This window comes from Kitasatospora sp. NPDC001547, from assembly GCF_042894165.1.
In the GTDB taxonomy this organism is placed as follows: Bacteria; Actinomycetota; Actinomycetes; order Streptomycetales; family Streptomycetaceae; genus Kitasatospora.
Window position 1 is genome coordinate 118,022 of record NZ_JBIAVL010000005.1, and the last position, 18,383, is coordinate 136,404.

The window sequence follows — 18,383 nt, forward strand, 5'->3', positions numbered from 1 at the left end:
TTTGTTTGTTGCCTTTTGTGGGGGGGGTGGGTTGCGCCTGGGGGCGGGGGGGGGGGGGGGGGGGGGGCGCGCCCCCCCCCGCCCCCCCCCCACGCCGCCTCGTCGCGCGGCTTCGGCGCTGCCGCTCCCCCCGACACCCCGGCAAACCCGCCGTTCCCCCCTGGGCCACACCCTCCGGCGAGAGCGGTCCGCACAGGCCCCGGCGAGCCCCCACCTCCGGGGACGTCGTTGATCTCAAACTAACAAACCGCGTGGTTGGTTTGTCAATAGCGGAATCCACGAAACATTTACATCACGGTGGACCCTCGGCGACGACCGGAAAGCCCGTAGGGCCAGGGATTTACGGCCCCGCAGGGGCGGCCGCCGCCCGAACCGCCCGTGCCGGGGCGGGGGCGGGCGGCGGTGGACACCGGCCTGGAATCCGACATTCCAAGCATCATGGCAGCACGCAGTGACACCGGGCGAGCGCCCAGCGCAGCCAGGGGCAGGCGAGCCGGTGGGCTCAGCCCAGGCGGGGGGAAGGGGGAGCCGACGGGCTCAGCGCAGCAGTCGGCGCTCCTTGGCCACCGCCACCGCGCCCGCCCGGGTGTCCACGCCCAACTTGTCGTAGATCCGGCCGAGGTGGGTCTTCACCGTGGCCTCGCTGATGAACAGCGCCCGGGCGATCTCCCGGTTGCCCAGCCCCTGCGCCAGCTGTTCGAGGATGTCCTGCTCGCGTTCGGTGAGCTGCGGCGCGGGCGCCCGCATCTGCGCCATCACCCGGGAGGCGACCGGCGGTGAGAGCACCGTGCGGCCCTGTGCGGCCGCGTGCACGGCGGCGAACAGCTCCTCCGGCCGCTCGGCCTTCAGCAGGTAGCCGGTGGCGCCGGCGGCGATCGCCCGGGTGATGTCGGCGTCGGTGTCGTAGGTGGTGAGCACCAGGACGTGCGGCCCGTCCGGAACGGCGGTGATCCGCCGGGTGGCCTCCACCCCGTCGATGCCGTCGCCGAGTTGGAGGTCCATCAGCACGACCTGCGGTGCCAGCCGGGCGGCCAGCGCGACGGCCTCCTCCCCGGTGCTCGCCTCGCCGACCACCTCGATGTCGCCGGCACTCGCCAGCAGCGCCAGCAGTCCGGCCCGCACCACGGCGTGGTCGTCGCAGACCAGCAGCCGGACGGGAGCCGCCGGTACGGGAGTCGTGCTCATCGCTGCTCCACGGTCATCGCTGCTCCAGGGTCATCGCAGTTCCAGGGTCGTCACGGATTCAGGGGCGTCGCCGGGCTCACCGCTGCTGGAGGGGGATCGCGGCGGAGACCACGGTGCCCTCGCCGGGCGTGCTCTCCACGGTCAGCCTGCCACCCAGCTGCCGCAGCCGGGCCCGCATCGCCGGCAGGCCGTACCCGCGCCCGCCCCCGGTGCCGGCCGCCTCCGGGTCGAAGCCCTGCCCGTCGTCGGCGATGTCCAGCACGGCCTGGTCGCCGAGGAAGGACAGCGTGATCGCGGCGGCCGAGGCCCCGGCGTGCTCGCGGACGTTGGCCAGCGCGCCCTGGGCGATCCGCAGCAGCGCGGCCTGGGCGGCGGCGGGCAGCGGCACCGGCGTGCCGTCCAGGTGGAAGCGGACCGGCAGCCCGCTCTCCGCGGACTCCCGCTCGGCCAGCGCCCGCAGCGCCTGGTCGAGCGTGCGGCCGTCGGAGAGCTCCGCCGGGGCGAGGTCGTGGACGAAGCGGCGGGCCTCGGCCAGGTTCCGGGCGGCCACCTCGGCGGCGGTGCGGACGTGGGTGCGGGCGGTCGCCGGGTGGGTGTCCCAGGTGCGTTCGGCGGCCTGGAGCAGCATCTGCTGGCTGGACAGGCCCTGCGCCAGGGTGTCGTGGATCTCCATCGCCAGCCGCTCGCGCTCGGCCAGGGTGCCCTCCCGCCGCTCGGTGGCGGCGAGTTCGCGCCGGGTGCGGACCAGGTCGGCGATCAGCGCGCGCTGCCGGGCGGCCTGCCGGGCCATGAAGAGGAAGACGCCGGTGGCGAGTCCGGCCACCGCGGGCGGCAGCAGGACGAGCGTGGCGTCGGTGCCGCCCGGCAGCCGGATCTCGGCGATCACCACCAGCAGGGTCAGCGCGCCGACCAGCGGGATGGCGGCCTTCGCCGGCAGCGCCCGCAGCGCGGTGTAGATCAGCGGGACGGCGCACCAGGCGAAGCTCGGCGCGAGCAGCACCAGTACCACCCAGAGCGCCACCACCACCGCCGGCGGCCACCGGCGGTGCCGGCCCGGGGCGGGCGGCCGGCGGTGGTCCAGCCAGGACCCGGCCGGCTGGGCGACCGCGAGGGCCGCGCTCAACCCGATCACCCAGGGCGCCTGGGCGCTGCCGGAGTGGTGGCTGAGGTAGCGGTTGAGCGAGGCGGCGAGCAGCAGCAGGAAGGCGGAGTCCAGCAGCAGCGCCAGCCGGCCCGCGTCCGGGTCGCCGGCGTCGTGGCCGAGGACGCCGGGACGGGCGGCGCCGGTGCGGTCCGCGGCGCGGCGGCCGGCGGTCGGGCGGGGCTGCTGCACGGGTGGCTCCTGGCTGAACGGGGTGGTGCGTGCGCGGTCGGCGCCGGTCCGTTCCGAGCCGCGGCTACCCGCGGCCACCGGCGTCGACCCGCGTCGACCTGCGCCGATCCCTCGATGGTGACCCGTCCGGCCCGGGTCCGCATCAGCCGATCGGTTGACGCCCCCGTCCACCATCGTGCCCGGCCGCCCGCGCCGGACCGCCGATGTGGCGGCCCCTGCCCCGGGCGGAGGATCGAAGCACGCCGCCGGACGATCCCCGCAACGGTCCGGCGGCCCCCCGAACCCCCGCCCCACCCACCCCGCAGATCCGCTGAGGAGCTGGACCATGAAGAAGACCTCCGTGCGCACCCGGGTGCTGACCGGCACCGTCGCCGCCGCCGCGCTCGCCGCCGCCACCGTGGGCGCCGTCTCGGCCAGCGCCGAGTCCACCGACACCCCGGCCGCCCCGGCCGCCGTGAAGGCCGACACCCAGAACAAGAACCTGGCCCAGAGCAGCGGTCTGACCATCGACGCCGCCACCCGCGCCGCCCAGGCCGCCCTGGACGCGGCCACCAAGGCCGGCCAGCACGTGTCGGTCGCGGTCGTCGACCGGGACGGTGTCACCCGGGTGCTGCTGAAGGGCGACGGCGCCGGCCCGCAGGCCCCGGTCTCGGCCGAGCGCAAGGCCTTCACCGCGGTGTCCTGGAACGCCCCGACCTCGGAGCTGGCCAAGCGGCTGGCCCAGGCCCCGAACCTGAAGGACATCCCGGGCACCCTGTTCCTGGCGGGTGGGGCCCCGATCCAGTCGAAGGGCGCGCCGATCGCGGCCGTCGGTGTCGCGGGCGCGCCCAGCGGGGACCTGGACGAGCAGTTCGCGCAGGCGGGCGTCGCCGAGCTGGCGAAGTGACGCCGGGCCCGGCCGGCCGGCCCCTCCCGCAACCCGGGCGGACCGGCCGGCCGGGCCACGGTCTCGTTCGGGTGAACGACAGGAGGGTCGCCGCAGAACACGGGATGACCCTTCGAAAAGCCGGTGCCGCTGTCAGTGGCGCGTGGCAGGCTTCCCGGTATGACGGCGTGGACCCTCAACGACATCGAACGTGCGATCCGCTCCTCCTGGGGTGTTGACACCTGTGCGCCCGAGGATCTGGCCCACTGGCGTCCCGACAACCCCGCCCGCGGCCAGTGCGGGGTGACGGCGATGGTGGTGCACGACCTGCTCGGCGGCGAGCTGATGATGGGCGAGGTGCACGTCGACGGCGTGCGGACGGACCTCCACTGGTGGAACCGCTTCGCCACCGGCTTCGAGATCGACCTCACCCGTGAGCAGTTCGGACCGGACGAGCTGGTCGGCCCCGGCCGACCGGTCGCCCGCCCGGCCCGCCCCGGCCGGCTCCAGGCCCAGTACGAGCTGCTGCGCGACCGGGTGGTCGCCGAACTGCAGCGCGGTGCGGCCGCCGACCGCCCCCGGATGCGGGCCGCCCGCGCCTGCGCGTGAGCCGTGGCCCGGCCGCGATGCGCCGTGCCCCGGCAGCGGTACGCCGACCGGTCCACCCACGGGGCCGCCGCCTCCCTGACGTACAGTCGGTCGCACACGAGCGGCGGTGACGAGGGGAGCGGGCGGATGACCGGGCGGACGATCGGCTTCGTGGGGCTCGGAGCGATGGGGCGCGGCATGGCCGGCAGCCTGCTCCGGGCCGGCCACACCGTACGGGTCTGGAACCGCTCGCCCGAGCCGGTGGCCGCCGTGGTGGCCGAGGGCGCGGAGGCGGCCGGCTCGCTCGCCGAGGTGTTCGCCGCCGACACGGTGGTCTCCATGCTGGCCAACGACACGGCGGTCGAGCAGCTGCTGCTCGACCCCGCGCTGCTGGCCGGCGCCTCGGCGACCCTGCACGTCAACATGGCCACCGTCTCGCTCGCCCTCGCCGAGCGGGCCGAGGCGCTGCACGCCGAGCACGGCATCGGCTACGTGGCCGCCCCCGTCCTCGGCCGGCCGCCGGTCGCGGCGGCGGGGCGGTTGAACCTCCTGGTCGCGGGCGCGCCCGAGCTGCTGGAGCGGGCCGATCCGCTGTTCGCCGCGATGGGCGAGCGCACCTGGCACTTCGGCGAGAGCCCCCGGCAGGCCAACACGGCCAAGATCAGCACCAACTTCCTGATCGCCTGCGCGATCGAGTCGATGGCCGAGGCGTGCAGCCTCGCCGAGGCCAACGGCGTCCGGCCGACCGACCTGGTCGAGATGCTCACCGGCACGCTCTTCCCGGGGCCGATCCACAGCGGCTACGGCGCGATGGTGGCCGAGCGCCGCTACGAGCCGGCCGGGTTCCGGCTGCCGCTGGGGCTCAAGGACGTCGGCCTCGCGCTGGAGGCGGGCGCCGCGCGCAACGTCCCGCTGCCGTTCGGCAGCATCCTGCGGGACGCCTTCCTGGACGCGCTGGCCCACGGCGACGGGGACAAGGACTGGGCGGCCGTCGCCGCCGTCGCCCGCCGCCGGGCCGGACTGCCCGACTGACCGACCGGCCGCCGGCCCGGCCGCTCCCGGGTGCCGCCCGGCTCCGGACCGCCACCGCCACCGGCGCGGAATAAACCGGCGTTCGACGGCTGCTCACCCCTGCGTCCGCACCGTACGTACGACGGAGGAGTCCTGATGGCCGATCAGCCGTCCGGCGCCGAGGCGCCGCGCCGTTTCCTGTTCCTCGACGCCAGCGCGCGCACCGACGGCAACTCGGCCCGGCTCGCCCGGCTGGCCGCCGAGTCGAGCCTGCCGGCCGGTGCCGAGCAGCGCTGGCTGCGGCTGGACGAGCACCCGCTGCCGCCCTTCCGGGACCTGCGGCACACCGGTGACGGCAGCTACCCGGAGCCGGCCGGCCACGAGCGGACGCTGCTGGACGCCACCCTGGCGGCCACCGACCTGGTCTTCGTCGCGCCGCTGTACTGGTACTCGCTGCCGACCAGCGCCAAGCTCTACCTCGACTACTGGTCGGCCTGGTTCCGGGTGCCCGGGGTGGGGTTCCGCGACGCGATGCGCGGCGGCACCGTCTGGGGCGTCACCGCCCTCGCCACCGAGGACGACAAGGCCGAGCCGCTGATCGGCACGCTCCGGCTGACCGCCGACTACATGGGGATGCGCTGGGGCGGGGTGCTGCTCGGCACCGGCACCCGGCCGGGCGACGTGCTGGCCGACGAGCGGGCGGTGATCGCGGCCAAGTCCTTCTTCGCGGGCTGATCCTCCAGGGGGCGCGGGGGTACCGCCCGCCGGGCGTGTACCCGTCACCCGCCGGACGCCGTCGGCGGTCACCCGCCGGCGGTCCTCCGGTGCGGAGCAAAAGCCGTACGGGGTGCCAGAGTTGGACGATTCGGACAGGCCTGCCCCGGGTCCGGGGCGAAGCGTGCCACCCGCCTTCCGGACCGGTCCGATCGTTCGGTACTCTCCGTCGGACTTTCAGCTTCGCGGGGGGTACGCGGCGTCTGCGGCCGCCCCCTCGCGCCCGGGCCTCGCCCGGACTCTTCCGTGAGGTCTCCCTTGTCCATACGTCGCAGTCTCTCCCTTGCCGGAGCCGCCGCGCTCGCGTCCTCGCTCGTGCTGGCCGGCGCCCAGGGCGCCATGGCCGTCGGCGCCACCGGCACCCCGTCCGCCGTCGCGTCCCAGGCCGACAAGGCGTCGCACGCCGGCCTCGACCTCTCGCTGAACGGCGTGCCCGGCACCTTCATCGCCGGCGGTGACGCCCGCGAGTTCACCTTCAAGATCGACAACCGGACGAAGCACGACTTCGTCTTCATCCCGCTGCTCAAGTTCAAGAACAAGGCGGGCTCGCTCCAGGCCAAGGACCTCAAGGTCCAGTACCGGCTCCCCGGCGGCGAGTGGCAGACCGCGGTGGTCGCCCCCGACCAGAGCGGGGAGAAGAACAACTCCGTCCTGATGATGCTCGGCACCCTCGACGCGAGCGGCAACCCGGTCGCCGACGACCTGCTCGGGGTGAACCGCGGCAAGAACGTCCCGATCAAGGTCCGGGCGTCCTTCACCGACGGTGCCCCGCTCGGCCGGGCCGGCGTCGTCCCGGTCGTCTTCGCCGCCCAGCTCGACGACTCCAGCCACCAGCCGGTCGACAACGGCCACCTCAGCTGCGACGGCGGCGTGGGCTTCGTCATCAAGGCGGCCGGCGGCAAGCCGACCCCGACGCCCACCTCGTCGCACACCGGCAAGCCCAGCCCCACGCCGACCCCGACCCAGACGGGCAAGCCGTCCCCGACCGCGAGCGGCTCCCCGTCGGCCACCGCGACCGCGACCGCGACCGCCACCCCGACCGGGCAGCCGACCGGCACCCCGACCGAGAAGCCCACCGAGAAGCCGACCACCCCGGCCACCGGTGAGCCCTCCGGCTCGGCCACCGCCCCGGCCCCGGCCGAGAGCAGCGGCGACACCGCGGGCCCGATCGACTTCCCGGTGGAGCCCCCGGTCATCACCCCGCCGCCGCTGACCCCGGCCGCCGTCGACAAGGCCAAGGCCGCTGCGGACGGCAGCGACAAGGCGCTGGCCCAGACCGGTGGCGGTGACAACACCACCGCCATCGCGGCCACCGGTGCCGCCGTGCTGGTGGCCGGTGTCGGCACCCTCGTGGTGCTGCGCCGCCGCAAGTCCGCCCAGCAGGGCTGAGCCGAAGCGCGCCGCCCCGGGGCGCGCCGAGCGTGAGACGCGCCCGCTGAGGAGCGCGCCGATCGTGAAGCGCGCCCGCTGAGGAGCGCGCCGACTCCGGGGACGCCGCCCGGGAGGGCCGGGCCACGGCTGCCGCCGACCCGGCCCGGGCGGCGTTCCCGAGCGTTCCCAGGCGTCCCCGGCGGCTTCCCCGTGCCGCCCGCACCGTCCCGTCGGACGGATCCGCGGGCGGCACGGCCGGTTCTCCTTCGTCACATAGGATGTCCGGCCGGAGGGGGCGGAACGGCGGGGAGAGGACAGGTGCGGACAGCGCGCACGGCACGGGCCACCACCGACTACGAGGCGTCGACCGGGCGGATCGCCGGACTGCCGCTGCGCAGGCACCACGTCCTGCTGGCCGCCTGGACGGTGCTCTGGTTCCTCCTGGTCGAGCCCAGCGGCGGCTTCTCCTGGCACTACCTGCGCCAGGGCGAGCAGCTGCTCTTCAGCGGTCAGTCCGACGGCGGCCTGTCGCTCTACGCCCACCACCCGGAGCTCCAGATCGGCCCGGTGAGCCTGGCCGCGGCCCGGCTCACCGCCCCGTTCGCCCCGCACACCGGCGAGCTGATCGCCGAGGCGGTGAGCGCCGGGCTGGGCCTGGTGATGCTGGTCCTGGTCGGCCGCACCGCCGCCCTGTACTACCTCGGCACCGGGACCAACCACCGACGGCTCCAGCAGCGGCTGCTGATCGCCGGGCTGGCGTTCATCCCGATGTGGGTCGAGGTCTCGGTCCGCTTCGCGCACCTGGACGACGTCCTCGCGCTGTTCTTCACCACCCTCGCCGCGCACGCCCTGGCCCGCGGCAAGCCCGTCCAGGTCGCGGTCTTCCTGGCGCTGGCGGTGGACTCCAAGCCCTGGGCGATCGCCTTCGCCCCGCTGGTCCTGGCGCTGCCCCGGCCCGCCTGGCTGCGCACCGCGCTCTGGTTCTGCGCCCTGGTGGCGATCGCCTGGCTGCCGTTCTACCTGGGCAACCTGGACACCATGGCGGCCGCCAAGTTCACCATCCCGAACCAGCCCGCCTCCGCGCTGCGCTGGTTCGGGGTCACCGACCCGGCCACCCCCTGGTGGGACCGGCCGGCCCAGTTCGCGCTCGGCATCGGGCTCGGCTGCGCCGCCGTGTGGCGCGGCCGCTGGCCGGCCGTGGTGCTGCTGGGCGCGGACGCCCGCATCCTGCTCGACCCGAGCGTCTACACCTACTACACGGCCTCGATCCTGCTCGGCACCCTGCTCTGGGACGCGGTCGGGCAGAAGCGGCTCGTCCCGTGGTGGAGCTGGATCGCGCTGGCCTCGCTGTACGGCGGCACGCTGTTCCTGCCGTCCGACGCGGCCCGGGGCTTCGTCCGGCTCGCCTTCGTGGTGCTCTCCGCCGGGTACGTGCTGTTCTGGCCCACCCGGCGGTCCCGGCGGCGGCGGCCCGGCGCCCCGGGTGACGGCGACGGCGGTGGCGGTGGCGGTGGCCGGCGGGACGCCCGGGCCGCCAGGGCCGGCCGGCGGCGCGAGCGGACGCCGGCCGGCGCCGGGGTCTGAGGCGGGCGCGCGCCCGTTCCCGTTTCACCGCTTGACCCTCACGCGACGTGAGAGCCGAGGGTGGTGGTCAGCACCAGGGAGGAACTCCGATGACCAGTGAGGGCTACTCGGTCGGCGCCGTGGCGAAGATCGCCAAGGTGACCGTCCGCACCCTGCACCACTACGACGAGATCGGCCTGCTGTCCCCGGCCGGCCGTACCCGGTCCGGCTACCGCCGGTACGTGGACGCCGACCTCGACCGGCTGCAGCAGATCCTCTTCTACCGCGAACTCGGGTTCCCCCTGGACGAGATCGCGGCGATCCTGGACGACGACTCGGTCAGCCCGACCGAGCACCTCCGACGGCAGCACCGGCTGCTGACCGACCGGATCAGTCACCTCCAGGAACTCGCCTCAGCCGTCGAACACGCCATGGAGGCACGGAGAATGGGCATTCAGCTGACCCCGGAGGAGAAGTTCGAGATCTTCGGCGCGGACTACCAGGAGGAGTGGGAGCAGGAGGCCGAGCAGCGCTGGGGCGACACCGAGGCCTGGGCCGAGTCGCAGCGCCGCACCGGCGGCTACTCCAAGGCCGACTGGCAGCGCATCCAGGTCGAGACGACGGAGCTCAACGACCGTCTGGCCGCGGCGGTCACCGCCGGTGAGCCCGCCGACGGCACGGTGGCCGCGGACCTGGCCGAGGAGCACCGGCAGCACATCTGCCGGAACTTCTACGACTGCACGTTCACCATCCACCGCGGCCTGGCCTCCCTGTACGTCTCGGACGCGCGCTGGACCGACACCTACGAGAAGATCGCGCCGGGCCTGGCCCAGTGGCTGCACGACGCCATCGTCGCCAACGCGGACCGGCGGGAGGAGAAGAGCGAGGGGCAGTAGGCCCCGCGCTCGGGCCACCCGCGCTCGGGGCCCGTGCTCAAGCCACCCGCGCTCAGGCCACCCCGCGCCCGAACGAGCGCCGGTAGGCGGTCGGGGAGGTGCGCATCACCCGGCCGAAGTGGTGGCGGAAGGTCGCCGCGCTCTCGAAGCCGACCGCCGCGGCGATCTCCTCCACCGACCCCTCCGGCGACTCCAGCAGCGCCAGACTGGCCGCGATGCGCTGGGTGACCACCCAGCGCATCGGGCTGGTCCCGTTGCGGGCGGTGAAGTGCCGCAGGTACGAGCGGTCCGACATCCGGGCCGCACCGGCCAGTTGCGAGATGGTCAGCGGGGACGACAGGTGGTCCAGCGCCCACTGCATGCTGCGGGCGACCCCGTCGTCCTCCTCCTCGACCGGGCGGACCGCCGCCTCGACGAACTGGGCCTGCCCGCCGTCCCGGTGCGGGGCCACCACGAAGCGGCGGGCCACCGTGTTGGCCACCCTGGCGCCGTGGTCCCGGCGGACCAGGTGCAGGCAGAGGTCGATGCCGGCCGCGCTGCCCGCGCTGGTCAGCACGTCGCCGTTGTCCACGTACAGCACGTCCGGGTTGACCAGCACCGCCGGGTAGCGCTGCTGGAGCAGCTCGGCGTACCGCCAGTGGGTGGTCGCCTCCCGGCCGTCCAGCAGCCCGGCGGCGGCCAGTGCGAAGGCGCCCGAGCAGATCGACACGATCCGGGCGCCGCGTCCGTGCGCGGTGCGCAGCGCCTGGACCAGGGCGGGGGAGACGCTCGCCCCCACACCGCCGAACGCGTTCGGCACCCCGGGGACCACCACGGTGTCGGCCGCCGCCAGCTCGTCCAGCCCGTGCCGGGCGGTCAGCGCGAAGCCGCCCACCGCCTCCAGTTCCGTCCCGGGCCGGTCGGCGCACACCTTCAGCCCGTACCAGGGCGCCGCCAGCAGGCCGGTCAGCTCCGGCCGGGCCAGCCCGAACACCTCGACCACCACGCCGAGTTCGAACGGTGCCATGCCCGGGAAGGCGTACACCGCGACGTCGTGCACGGGCTCCGGGCGCCGGCCGATGGCGACGGCCACCGGCCGCGACCCGACGGCGGTGCCGCCGGCCGCGACCCTGCCCGCGGCCTGGACGGTCGGAGCCGTACCGGCGTCCGTACCGGTCGGAGCCGGCCCGGCGGCCGGACCGGTGCCGGCCCCGACCGGACCGTCGACGTTCTGCTCGGCCATGCGAACCCCCTGCTCACGGGTGGCGGAATGCCGGTGAGTGTAGCCGTCCCGGCCACCTCGGAACTTTCCTCGAACCCGCCCGCAACCTCCACCGCCGTCAGACGTCCTCGGTACGGGGGCGGAGGGAGCCCGGCAGCGGACGGCTGGGATGATCCCCCCGATCACGATCTTGATCAGGTGACCTGACGGAACGGCGGCAGCCGTCACCGTCCCGGGGGAAAGCGGAAACGCAGATGTCCATGGCCATCGGGCCGACCGCCGCGCAGTCAGGGGCTCGCGGCTTCTCCATCCGAGGAGTGGTCGCCGCGCTGTTCGGTGCGCGGGAGGCGGGCGAACCGCTCGCCGCCGTCGTCACCGAGCAGGAGGCGAAGCAGCGCCGCTCCGGGTTCCGGCTGCTGCGCGGCGGCCGCAAGCCGGCCGAGGACCGGCCCACCCTGACCGACCTCTACCACGCCCACCGGCTCGGCCTGGTCCGGATGGCGGTCCTGCTGGTCGACCACCAGGACCTGGCCGAGGACGTCGTCCAGGACGCCTTCACCCAGCTTTACCAGCGCCACGGCGAGGAGCTGGACGACCTCGACAACGCGCTCGGCTACCTGCGCACCTCGGTGGTCAACGGCGCCCGTTCGATGCTGCGCCGCCGCAGGACCGCCCGCGAGTACGTGCCGCCGCACGTGGCCGACGCCCCGTCCGCCGAGGACCACGCGGTGCTCAACGACGAGCACCGCCGGGTGCTGGCGGCCCTGCAGGAGTTGACCCCCCGCCAGCGCGAGGTGCTGGTGCTGCGCTACTGGTCCGACATGTCGGAGGCGCAGATAGCCGAGACCCTGGGACTGTCCCGGGGTGCCGTGAAGTCCACCGCCAGCCGCGCTCTGGACGCCTTGGAAAAGCACCTGGAGAAGGTTCGATGACCGACAAGCTCCCCGGCCGCACCGGCGGCGACGGCGACGGACCGGCCGAGACACCGACCGAACGGCTGCTCCGCGAGGCGATGACGGCCCGGGCCTCCCTGGTCACGGCGACCGGGCTGCGTCCGGCCGCGCCCCCGAAGAGCCGGGTCCGCCGGCTGCGCCCGGTGTACGCCGTCACCCTGCCGCTCGGCCTGGCCGCGGCCGTGGCGGTCGGCGTGCTCACCTTCCACGGCGATCCGGTCGCCCAGGACGAGGTACCGCCCCCGGCGGCCACCCTGACCACCTCGCCGAGCCCGACGCCCGAGCCGACCGGCACCCCCAGCGCGACGGCCGCCCCGACCGACCCGGGCACCCCCACCGGCGAGGCCCCTCGGACCGAGGCCCCGCTCGCCGACGGCGGCAGCCCGTCGTCCACCCCCACCGGCGGCGCGGCGGGTTCGTCCGGCCTCCGGGGCGTCAGGTTCAAGGTCCCGGCGGGCTGGAAGGCCGTGCCGGTCTCGGCCGACCGGGTCTGCGTCCTGAGCCCGGGCACGCCGACGGACCCGCAGCAGGGCTGGTCGCAGTCGACCTGCGAGCCGTACGGCGTCCTGGTCGTGGCCTACGACAGCCCGGCCGAACTCGAAGGCGGGGCCTGGCCGACGATGACCGACGTGACCGGCTCCGGGAGCTGGGGCCGCCAGTCGAACTGCCCGCTCTGGGGCCGTCCCTACGTCGCCGAGAACGGCTACGCCTCGGTCGGCGACCCCGCGCGGACCAAGTCCACGGTGGCCGGCAAGGCGGTCGACAAGGTCCAGTGGAACGTCACCTGCAAGCCCGGCGACACCTTCACGGCCCAGCTGTGGGGGATGGGCGGGGAGCAGGTCTTCGTGTCGGCGAACGGGCTGAAGAGCGACTACCAGTCGGGCCTGACGGCGATCGTCAACAGCCTGGACGTGAGCGGCCACCGGTCGCCGGGCCTGTCCTCGGCCGAGCAGGCCGCGAAGGACCTCTCCATCACGGTCGAGGGAGGCATCGGAGCCGGGCAGAAGGTGTCCAACGACGGCACCCCGGTGACCTTCACGGTGACGTACCGGAACACCGGCCAGAAGACCTACCCGCAGCTCCAGCCGCTGGTCTACACGACGGAGTACGCCGGAACGCCGCCGAACGTCGTGCTCCCGATGAACAAGGGCAAGCTGGAGCGCCAGGACGGCGGCGGCTGGACGGAGATCCCGCTCTCGATGGGCGGCGGCATGGACTACGCGATGGTGAGCGGCAAGGCCCGGTTCCCGCTCGCGCCGGGTGAGACCAGGAAGGTGACGTACCGGATGGCCCTCGACCCGGTGGACGGGCTGGGGACGATGCCGGTGGCCGTCCAGCTGACGCTGCCGTACGACGGCACCGCGCCGCTGGCCGCGCTGAAGGGGCTGACCGTCCCGGTGATGGTCGTGAAGTAGTCGTCCCAGGCGGGCCTTCGGGGCGCCGTGGCCGGGGTTTCCCCTGGTCACGGCGCCTTTCGGCGTTCCGGGGGAAGTCCGCGGAAAAAACTTCGAACCCACCTGCAACCCCCCGGTGGGATGGACGTCTATCAGGGTGAGAGGCGGGGAGAGCGAGCCGGCGGAGCCGGGGGGCTCGGGCCGGCTCCTCGGGGCGCGACAGCAGGCGCCCGACCACTCCGATCACCATCACCGTGTCCTTGGGGGACTGTCACATGAACGCGTCCGTTATCGCCCGTATTGCGAAGATCGTCCCGCTGGCCGTCGTGGCCGCCGTCGGTGCCGCGGCCTGCGGCCCGACGAACGGCGGGGCGTCCGTCGCCGCCTCGGCTCCCACCGCCACCCCCGCGGCCACCTCGTCGGCCACCCCCGGCGCGGGCTCCGTCCCGACCTCCCCGGTCACGACCGCCCCGGCCGCGCCCACCACCGAGGCGGCGCCGTCCGCCGCCGCGCCGTCCGCCGCCGCACCGGTCACCGCCGCACCCGCCGCGAAGACCGGGGCCGCACCCGCCGCGAAGAGCGCGGCCGGGCCCGCCGCCAAGGCCGGGGCCAAGCCGGCCACCGACAGCACCGCCAGGCCCGGTGGCATCGGGATCACCTTCAACGGCCTGCGGGAGGGCCAGCGGATCCAGGTGGGCGACAAGGTCTCGTTCTCGGTGACCTGGAGGAACGACGACGCCTCCGGCAGCCGCGCGGTGGCGCCGGTGGTGGCGACGCGGCAGTACGAGGGCGCGCCGTGCCGGCTGGTGCTCTCGACGGCGCGGGGCACGCTGGAGCGCAAGGACGCCTCCGGCTGGAAGACCCTGCCCGGGCTGAGCCAGGGCGGCGGGATGGACTACGCGGGCAGCGGCGACGACGCGGCCTTCACCCTGGCCGCGGGCGAGAGCCGGACCGTCGAGTACCGGATGGCACTCGACGTGGCCGACCGCCCGGGCAGCCTCGCCGTCGAGGCGGACGCCCCGACCCCGTACGACAAGTCCTACCGGGACATGGCGAAGAGCGTGGTGACCACGAAGGTCGTCGACGCCCACCGCCCGGTGGTGAGCGCGGTCTCCGAGCCGTCCCTCCTGGTCTACGGCGGCGCCCCGACCGAGTTCTCCTACACGCTCTCCTCGCCGGACGGCGTCACCCGGATGCACCCGTCGGTGTTCCTGTCCGCCCGGAACAGCGAGGGGCTGTCCGAGTCGGACGTCACGGTGCAGACGAAGGTCGGCGGCGAGTGGAAGACCCTCACGACGGTCCAGGACTGCAACGGCCGGGTCGGGGTGGAGCCGACCGGGCTGGCGGACCTCCTCCCGGGCAGCTCGGTCCGGTACACCTTCCGGGTCGCGGTGGCGCGGCACGCCGGACCGATGGCCATCGAGGTCGGCGGGGTGGCCGCCGGCCACCACGGCGTGGACGCCCTGGTCCAGCCCTACAGCCAGGGCTGAGCCCGGGGCGGAGCCGAAGGGCCCGGCCTCCCACCGCTCGGGAGGCCGGGCCCTGCGCGGTGCCGTGGCTCAGGCGAGCGAGGCCATCCAGGCCTCGACGTCCTCGGCGCGGCGGGGCAGGCCGGCCGAGAGGTTCTCGTTGCCGTCGGCGGTGACCAGGATGTCGTCCTCGATCCGGACGCCGATGCCGCGGTACTCCTCCGGCACGGTCAGGTCGTCCTGCTGGAAGTACAGGCCGGGCTCGACGGTCAGCACCATGCCGGGGACCAGCAGCGCGTCGACGTGCTCCTCGCGGCGCGAGTGGGCGCAGTCGTGGACGTCCAGGCCGAGCATGTGGCCGGTGCCGTGCAGGGTCCACCGGCGCTGGAGGCCGAGCTCCAGGACCTTCTCGACGTCGTACACCGAGGCGTCCAGCAGGCCCCAGGCGAGCAGCCGCTCGGCGAGGACCCGCTGCGAGGCCTCGTGGAAGTCGCGGAACCGGGCGCCGGGCTTCACCGCGGCGATGCCGGCCTCCTGGGCCTCGTAGACCGCGTCGTAGATCCGGCGCTGGATCCCGGTGAACCGGCCGTCGATCGGCAGGCTGCGGGTGACGTCGGCGGTGTACAGGGTGCTGGTCTCGACGCCCGCGTCCAGCAGCAGCAGCTCGCCGGGGCGCACGTCGCCGTCGTTGCGCACCCAGTGCAGGGTGGTGGCGTGCGGGCCGGCCGCGGCGATGGTGCCGTAGCCGACGTCGTTGCCCTCGACCCGGGCGCGGCGCCAGAAGGTGCCCTCGATCCAGCGCTCCGAGGTGGCGACGGCCTGGCCCAGCTCGCGGACCACGTCGGTGAAGCCCTTGACGGTGGCGTCGCAGGCGGCGCGCAGCTCGCCGATCTCCCACTCGTCCTTGACCAGCCGCAGGCCGCTCAGGAACTCCTTGAACTCGGCGTCCTTGTCGGCGTCCAGGGCGTCGGCGAGCGCGGCCTCCAGGCCGGCGTCGTAGCCGCGGACGATCCGGGTCGGCACGGCGGAGTCCGCGGCCTTGGCGGCCAGCTCCTCGGCGGCCTTGCGCACGTCGCGGGCGGGCAGGCCGAGCAGCTGCTCCTGCTCGCTCAGGCTGTGCCGGCGGCCGACCCACAGCTCGCCGTAGCCGTCGAGCCAGAACTCGCCGTTCTCGCGGTTCGAGCGGGGCAGCAGGTAGAGCGTGAACTCGTGGCCGGCCGCGCTGGTCGGCTCGCCGACCAGCACCGCGTCCTCGGTCCGGTCGCCGGTGAGGTGGACGTACTCGCTGGAGGCGCGGAAGGCGTAGTCGGTGTCGTTGGAGCGCACCCGCAGGTTGCCCGCCGGGACGACCAGGCGCTCGCCGGGGAAGGCGGCGGAGAGCTTGGCGCGGCGCTCGGCCGCGTACGGGGCCTGGGCGACCGGGGTGAGGCCGTGCAGCTCGGTGTCGGCCCAGCCGGACTTCATCGAGGCGGCCAGCTCGTCGGAGATCTCGCCGTAGAGACCGTTCTTGCGGCCCTTGAACTGCTCAGGCTCCTCGCCGCCCTCGGCCTCGGGGTTCTCGGCCACCGCGGGGGTACGGTCCTCGGTCACGTGCAACGCCTCCTTGGGGGGTGGTACCGCCGCCCCTCGGGGGAGGTGTCGGATCGCGACACGCGCGGGCGGCCGTGCGTCCATGGTACGGACGACCGGCCGCCCGGTTGTTCCGGGATCGAACCGTCACTCGAAGCGGGCCGCCAGCAGCATCAGGTCGTCGGTGGCCGCGCCCCCGGCCTCCGGGTCCGGGCAGACGGCCAGCAGGTGGGCGCAGAGCCGGTCCGGGTCGATCCGCACGTCGCGCGGGGCGTCGGCGGCGGCCCGGCGCAGGTTGGCCTGGCCGGCGTGCAGGGTCGGGCCGCAGCGGCGGGCCAGGCCCTCGGTGTACAGCAGCAGGGTGTCGCCGCGCTCGGCGGTGAACTCCACCCCGGGGGCCTCCCAGCAGGCCAGCATGCCGAGCGGGGCGGAGAGCGAGGTCTCCACGAACTCGGCGCCGTGCCGGCCGACCAGGACGGGCGGGCAGTGCCCGGCGCCGGCCAGGGTGATCCGGCGCTCCTCGGGTTCGAGCCAGGCGTAGACGGCGGTGGCGGTGCGGGTCGGCTCGGTGGTCTTGAGCAGCAGTTCCAGGTCCCCCAGGACGGAGACCGGGTCCTCGCCCTCCAGCACCGCGTACGCCCGCAGCGCGGCCCGGATCCGGCCCATCGCGGCGGCCGCGCCGGGGGCGGAGCCGGGGCCCGCGCCGGGGCCGTCGCCGGAGACGGAGCCGACGGTGAGGCCGATGGTGCCGTCCGGCAGCGGGATCGCGTCGTACCAGTCGCTGCCGCAGGAGCGCTCCAGGCCGGCCGGGACGAGCCGGGCGGCCAGCCGCAGCCCGGCGGCCCGGGGGAGCCGGTCCGGCAGCAGGCCGCGGCGCAGCGCCTCGGTGGTGCGCGAGATCCGGTCCGCCTCCAGCTGCTTGGCGAGCAGCGGGGCGGCGATCTCGCAGTAGTGGCGGGCCAGGTCGCGCCGGCAGGCGGTCGGTTCGGCGGGCTCGTCGTAGAACCAGAGGGCGGCGGCGAGCGGGCCGTCCTCGACGGTGGCGAGCGGCAGGCCGTAGGCGCCGCCGAGGCCGAGGTGGACGGCGAGTTCGCGCAGCCGGGCGCCGGTGGCCGGATCCTCGGCGAGGTCGCGGGAGTGCAGTTGGGCGGGCCGGTCCCGTTCGCGCAGCAGCCGGGCCAGCATGCTCTGCTCGGTCGGGACGGTCTCCAGGGCGCCGAGGCTGGCGCGGTCGAGGCCGAAGCCGACCGGCTGTCCGGGCCCGCCGCCGGGCTGCCTGGTGACCAGGACGCCGCGCCGGGCGCCGAGCAGGGCGGCGCCGGAGGCGAGGACGGTGTCCAGGACGGCGGCCAGTCCGCGGGCGCGGACGAGCCGCTCGGTGTGCTCGTGCAGGCTGGTGATATCGGACAGGCGTCCGGCCAAACGGTCCTGCACCGCGGTGGACGGCTCCGCGCGGGCGTCCGGCGTGCCGTCCGGGGCGTCGACGGGGCCGGGCAGGCCCGGCGGGTCGAGGACGGTGAGCCCGCCGGCGCAGCCGGGTTCGCCCGGCTCGGCGGTCGTCGTCGGGGGGAGGGCCGCCGACGGGTGGGACTCGTTCATGCCGTCACTCCTGACGCGGTGCTACGTGCCATGCGAAACCCCCAGATGCGGCCAATGTGGAGCGAGCACGGCCTAAGGGCGTGTTTCGCCTCGATTCGCTACTACTCGTCATTGATCGACAGCAATGCCACCACTTCTACACAGGCCATTCGGGGCATGTCCAGATCCAGGACGACGCGGTGGCCGGTTCCACATCGCTCGCGCCCCGGTCAGGGGGCGTGCGGGGTCCGTGCGCGCGCCGGGTGGGCGGGAGGCATGGAGCGGGCCGCGAACGGGCAGAACCGGGAGGACGGACCGGGCGGCCGTCCGGATCGTATGTCCGTGCCGCCCGCGAGCCGCGCCGGCCGGAACACTCTCACTCGTACGGTGGAACCAAGCGCGCCCGGGCGGCGTCCATCCGGTCGCGTACGGGATTCTCGTTCCAAGGGCTGGGCCGGTGTTCGGCCCTTTCATGTCGTGCTCCACACCTGCTCCACGTCGTAGCCGCGCCGCCCGTCCTGCCGCCCGCCCCGCTTCGCGCAGTCCGGGGCCCCGCCGCGGCGGGCCCGCACGGAGGATCCCGACGGACGCCGGCGGAGCGGAGCGAACCGAGCGGTCAGGGAAAGGAACGAG

General features: G+C 74.9%; 15 protein-coding genes. 10 read left to right on the forward strand and 5 right to left on the reverse strand.

What is annotated here, in order from left to right; translation table 11 throughout:
* Positions 1 to 537 precede the first annotated feature (537 nt).
* Together ACFY0X_RS11385 and ACFY0X_RS11390 are read right to left on the reverse strand one after the other, a co-directional pair.
* Positions 538 to 1,185 carry a response regulator gene (locus ACFY0X_RS11385; RefSeq protein WP_387752178.1) on the reverse strand — a complete coding sequence of 216 codons (648 nt, stop codon included), beginning with the start codon at positions 1,183 to 1,185 and terminating at the stop codon, positions 538 to 540.
* A gap of 76 nt (positions 1,186 to 1,261) precedes the next feature.
* Positions 1,262 to 2,518, reverse strand: a complete 1,257-nt coding sequence (locus ACFY0X_RS11390; protein WP_387752181.1) for a sensor histidine kinase — start codon at positions 2,516 to 2,518, stop codon at positions 1,262 to 1,264.
* Positions 2,519 to 2,843: 325 nt separating this feature from the next.
* Between ACFY0X_RS11390 and ACFY0X_RS11395 the strand changes: the two genes are divergently transcribed.
* The 7 genes from ACFY0X_RS11395 (at position 2,844) to ACFY0X_RS11425 (ending at position 9,586) form a co-directional block, all read left to right on the forward strand.
* Positions 2,844 to 3,404, forward strand: a complete 561-nt coding sequence (locus tag ACFY0X_RS11395; protein ID WP_387752183.1) for a heme-binding protein — start codon at positions 2,844 to 2,846, stop codon at positions 3,402 to 3,404.
* Positions 3,405 to 3,563: 159 nt separating this feature from the next.
* On the forward strand, positions 3,564 to 3,992 hold the full coding sequence (locus ACFY0X_RS11400; protein WP_387752185.1) for a hypothetical protein: 429 nt from the start codon (positions 3,564 to 3,566) through the stop codon (positions 3,990 to 3,992).
* A gap of 126 nt (positions 3,993 to 4,118) precedes the next feature.
* Entirely contained in the window at positions 4,119 to 5,003 is an 885-nt protein-coding gene (locus ACFY0X_RS11405; protein ID WP_387752188.1) for an NAD(P)-dependent oxidoreductase, read from the forward strand.
* 135 nt (positions 5,004 to 5,138) lie between these two features.
* Positions 5,139 to 5,717: an NAD(P)H-dependent oxidoreductase gene (locus tag ACFY0X_RS11410; protein ID WP_387752190.1), complete on the forward strand. Its 579-nt coding sequence runs from the start codon at positions 5,139 to 5,141 to the stop codon at positions 5,715 to 5,717.
* A gap of 297 nt (positions 5,718 to 6,014) precedes the next feature.
* Positions 6,015 to 7,145, forward strand: coding sequence for an LPXTG cell wall anchor domain-containing protein (locus ACFY0X_RS11415; RefSeq protein ID WP_387752193.1), 1,131 nt, complete (start codon positions 6,015 to 6,017; stop codon positions 7,143 to 7,145).
* Positions 7,146 to 7,445: 300 nt separating this feature from the next.
* Positions 7,446 to 8,711 (forward strand): hypothetical protein, encoded by a 1,266-nt coding sequence (locus tag ACFY0X_RS11420; RefSeq protein WP_387752196.1) that lies wholly within the window; start codon positions 7,446 to 7,448, stop codon positions 8,709 to 8,711.
* An 89-nt stretch (positions 8,712 to 8,800) separates the two neighbouring features.
* Positions 8,801 to 9,586, forward strand: coding sequence for a MerR family transcriptional regulator (locus ACFY0X_RS11425; RefSeq protein WP_387752198.1), 786 nt, complete (start codon positions 8,801 to 8,803; stop codon positions 9,584 to 9,586).
* A 52-nt stretch (positions 9,587 to 9,638) separates the two neighbouring features.
* Here the strand turns inward: ACFY0X_RS11425 and ACFY0X_RS11430 are convergent, their stop codons facing one another.
* Positions 9,639 to 10,808, reverse strand: coding sequence for a helix-turn-helix domain-containing protein (locus tag ACFY0X_RS11430; protein ID WP_387752201.1), 1,170 nt, complete (start codon positions 10,806 to 10,808; stop codon positions 9,639 to 9,641).
* 233 nt (positions 10,809 to 11,041) lie between these two features.
* On the opposite strand from ACFY0X_RS11430, the gene ACFY0X_RS11435 reads away from it, so the two are divergent.
* The 3 genes from ACFY0X_RS11435 to ACFY0X_RS11445 all read left to right on the forward strand — a co-directional run bounded on the left by ACFY0X_RS11435 (position 11,042) and on the right by ACFY0X_RS11445 (position 14,624).
* Positions 11,042 to 11,719 carry an RNA polymerase sigma factor gene (locus tag ACFY0X_RS11435; protein ID WP_387752203.1) on the forward strand — a complete coding sequence of 226 codons (678 nt, stop codon included), beginning with the start codon at positions 11,042 to 11,044 and terminating at the stop codon, positions 11,717 to 11,719.
* Positions 11,716 to 13,155, forward strand: a complete 1,440-nt coding sequence (locus tag ACFY0X_RS11440) for a hypothetical protein (RefSeq protein WP_387752205.1) — start codon at positions 11,716 to 11,718, stop codon at positions 13,153 to 13,155. Before ACFY0X_RS11435 ends, ACFY0X_RS11440 begins: the two co-directional genes overlap by 4 nt.
* A 254-nt stretch (positions 13,156 to 13,409) precedes the next feature.
* Positions 13,410 to 14,624 carry a hypothetical protein gene (locus ACFY0X_RS11445; RefSeq protein ID WP_387752208.1) on the forward strand — a complete coding sequence of 405 codons (1,215 nt, stop codon included), beginning with the start codon at positions 13,410 to 13,412 and terminating at the stop codon, positions 14,622 to 14,624.
* 69 nt (positions 14,625 to 14,693) lie between these two features.
* Here the strand turns inward: ACFY0X_RS11445 and ACFY0X_RS11450 are convergent, their stop codons facing one another.
* Both ACFY0X_RS11450 and ACFY0X_RS11455 read right to left on the reverse strand, forming a co-directional pair.
* Positions 14,694 to 16,193: an aminopeptidase P family protein gene (locus tag ACFY0X_RS11450; RefSeq protein ID WP_387752211.1), complete on the reverse strand. Its 1,500-nt coding sequence runs from the start codon at positions 16,191 to 16,193 to the stop codon at positions 14,694 to 14,696.
* Between the two features lie 126 nt (positions 16,194 to 16,319).
* Entirely contained in the window at positions 16,320 to 17,771 is a 1,452-nt protein-coding gene (locus ACFY0X_RS11455; RefSeq protein ID WP_387752214.1) for a PP2C family protein-serine/threonine phosphatase, read from the reverse strand.
* Positions 17,772 to 18,383: the final 612 nt, after the last annotated feature.

Excerpts from the sequence above, each read along its gene's own strand:
- ACFY0X_RS11385 (WP_387752178.1), bottom strand. The coding sequence starts at position 1,185 with ATGAGCACGACTCCCGTACCGGCGGCTCCCGTCCGGCTGCTGGTCTGC.
- ACFY0X_RS11395 (WP_387752183.1), top strand. The coding sequence starts at position 2,844 with ATGAAGAAGACCTCCGTGCGCACCCGGGTGCTGACCGGCACCGTCGCC.
- ACFY0X_RS11400 (WP_387752185.1), top strand. The coding sequence starts at position 3,564 with ATGACGGCGTGGACCCTCAACGACATCGAACGTGCGATCCGCTCCTCC.
- ACFY0X_RS11405 (WP_387752188.1), top strand. The coding sequence starts at position 4,119 with ATGACCGGGCGGACGATCGGCTTCGTGGGGCTCGGAGCGATGGGGCGC.
- ACFY0X_RS11410 (WP_387752190.1), top strand. The coding sequence starts at position 5,139 with ATGGCCGATCAGCCGTCCGGCGCCGAGGCGCCGCGCCGTTTCCTGTTC.
- ACFY0X_RS11425 (WP_387752198.1), top strand. The coding sequence starts at position 8,801 with ATGACCAGTGAGGGCTACTCGGTCGGCGCCGTGGCGAAGATCGCCAAG.
- ACFY0X_RS11430 (WP_387752201.1), bottom strand. The coding sequence starts at position 10,808 with ATGGCCGAGCAGAACGTCGACGGTCCGGTCGGGGCCGGCACCGGTCCG.
- ACFY0X_RS11435 (WP_387752203.1), top strand. The coding sequence starts at position 11,042 with ATGTCCATGGCCATCGGGCCGACCGCCGCGCAGTCAGGGGCTCGCGGC.
- ACFY0X_RS11440 (WP_387752205.1), top strand. The coding sequence starts at position 11,716 with ATGACCGACAAGCTCCCCGGCCGCACCGGCGGCGACGGCGACGGACCG.
- ACFY0X_RS11445 (WP_387752208.1), top strand. The coding sequence starts at position 13,410 with ATGAACGCGTCCGTTATCGCCCGTATTGCGAAGATCGTCCCGCTGGCC.
- ACFY0X_RS11455 (WP_387752214.1), bottom strand. The coding sequence starts at position 17,771 with ATGAACGAGTCCCACCCGTCGGCGGCCCTCCCCCCGACGACGACCGCC.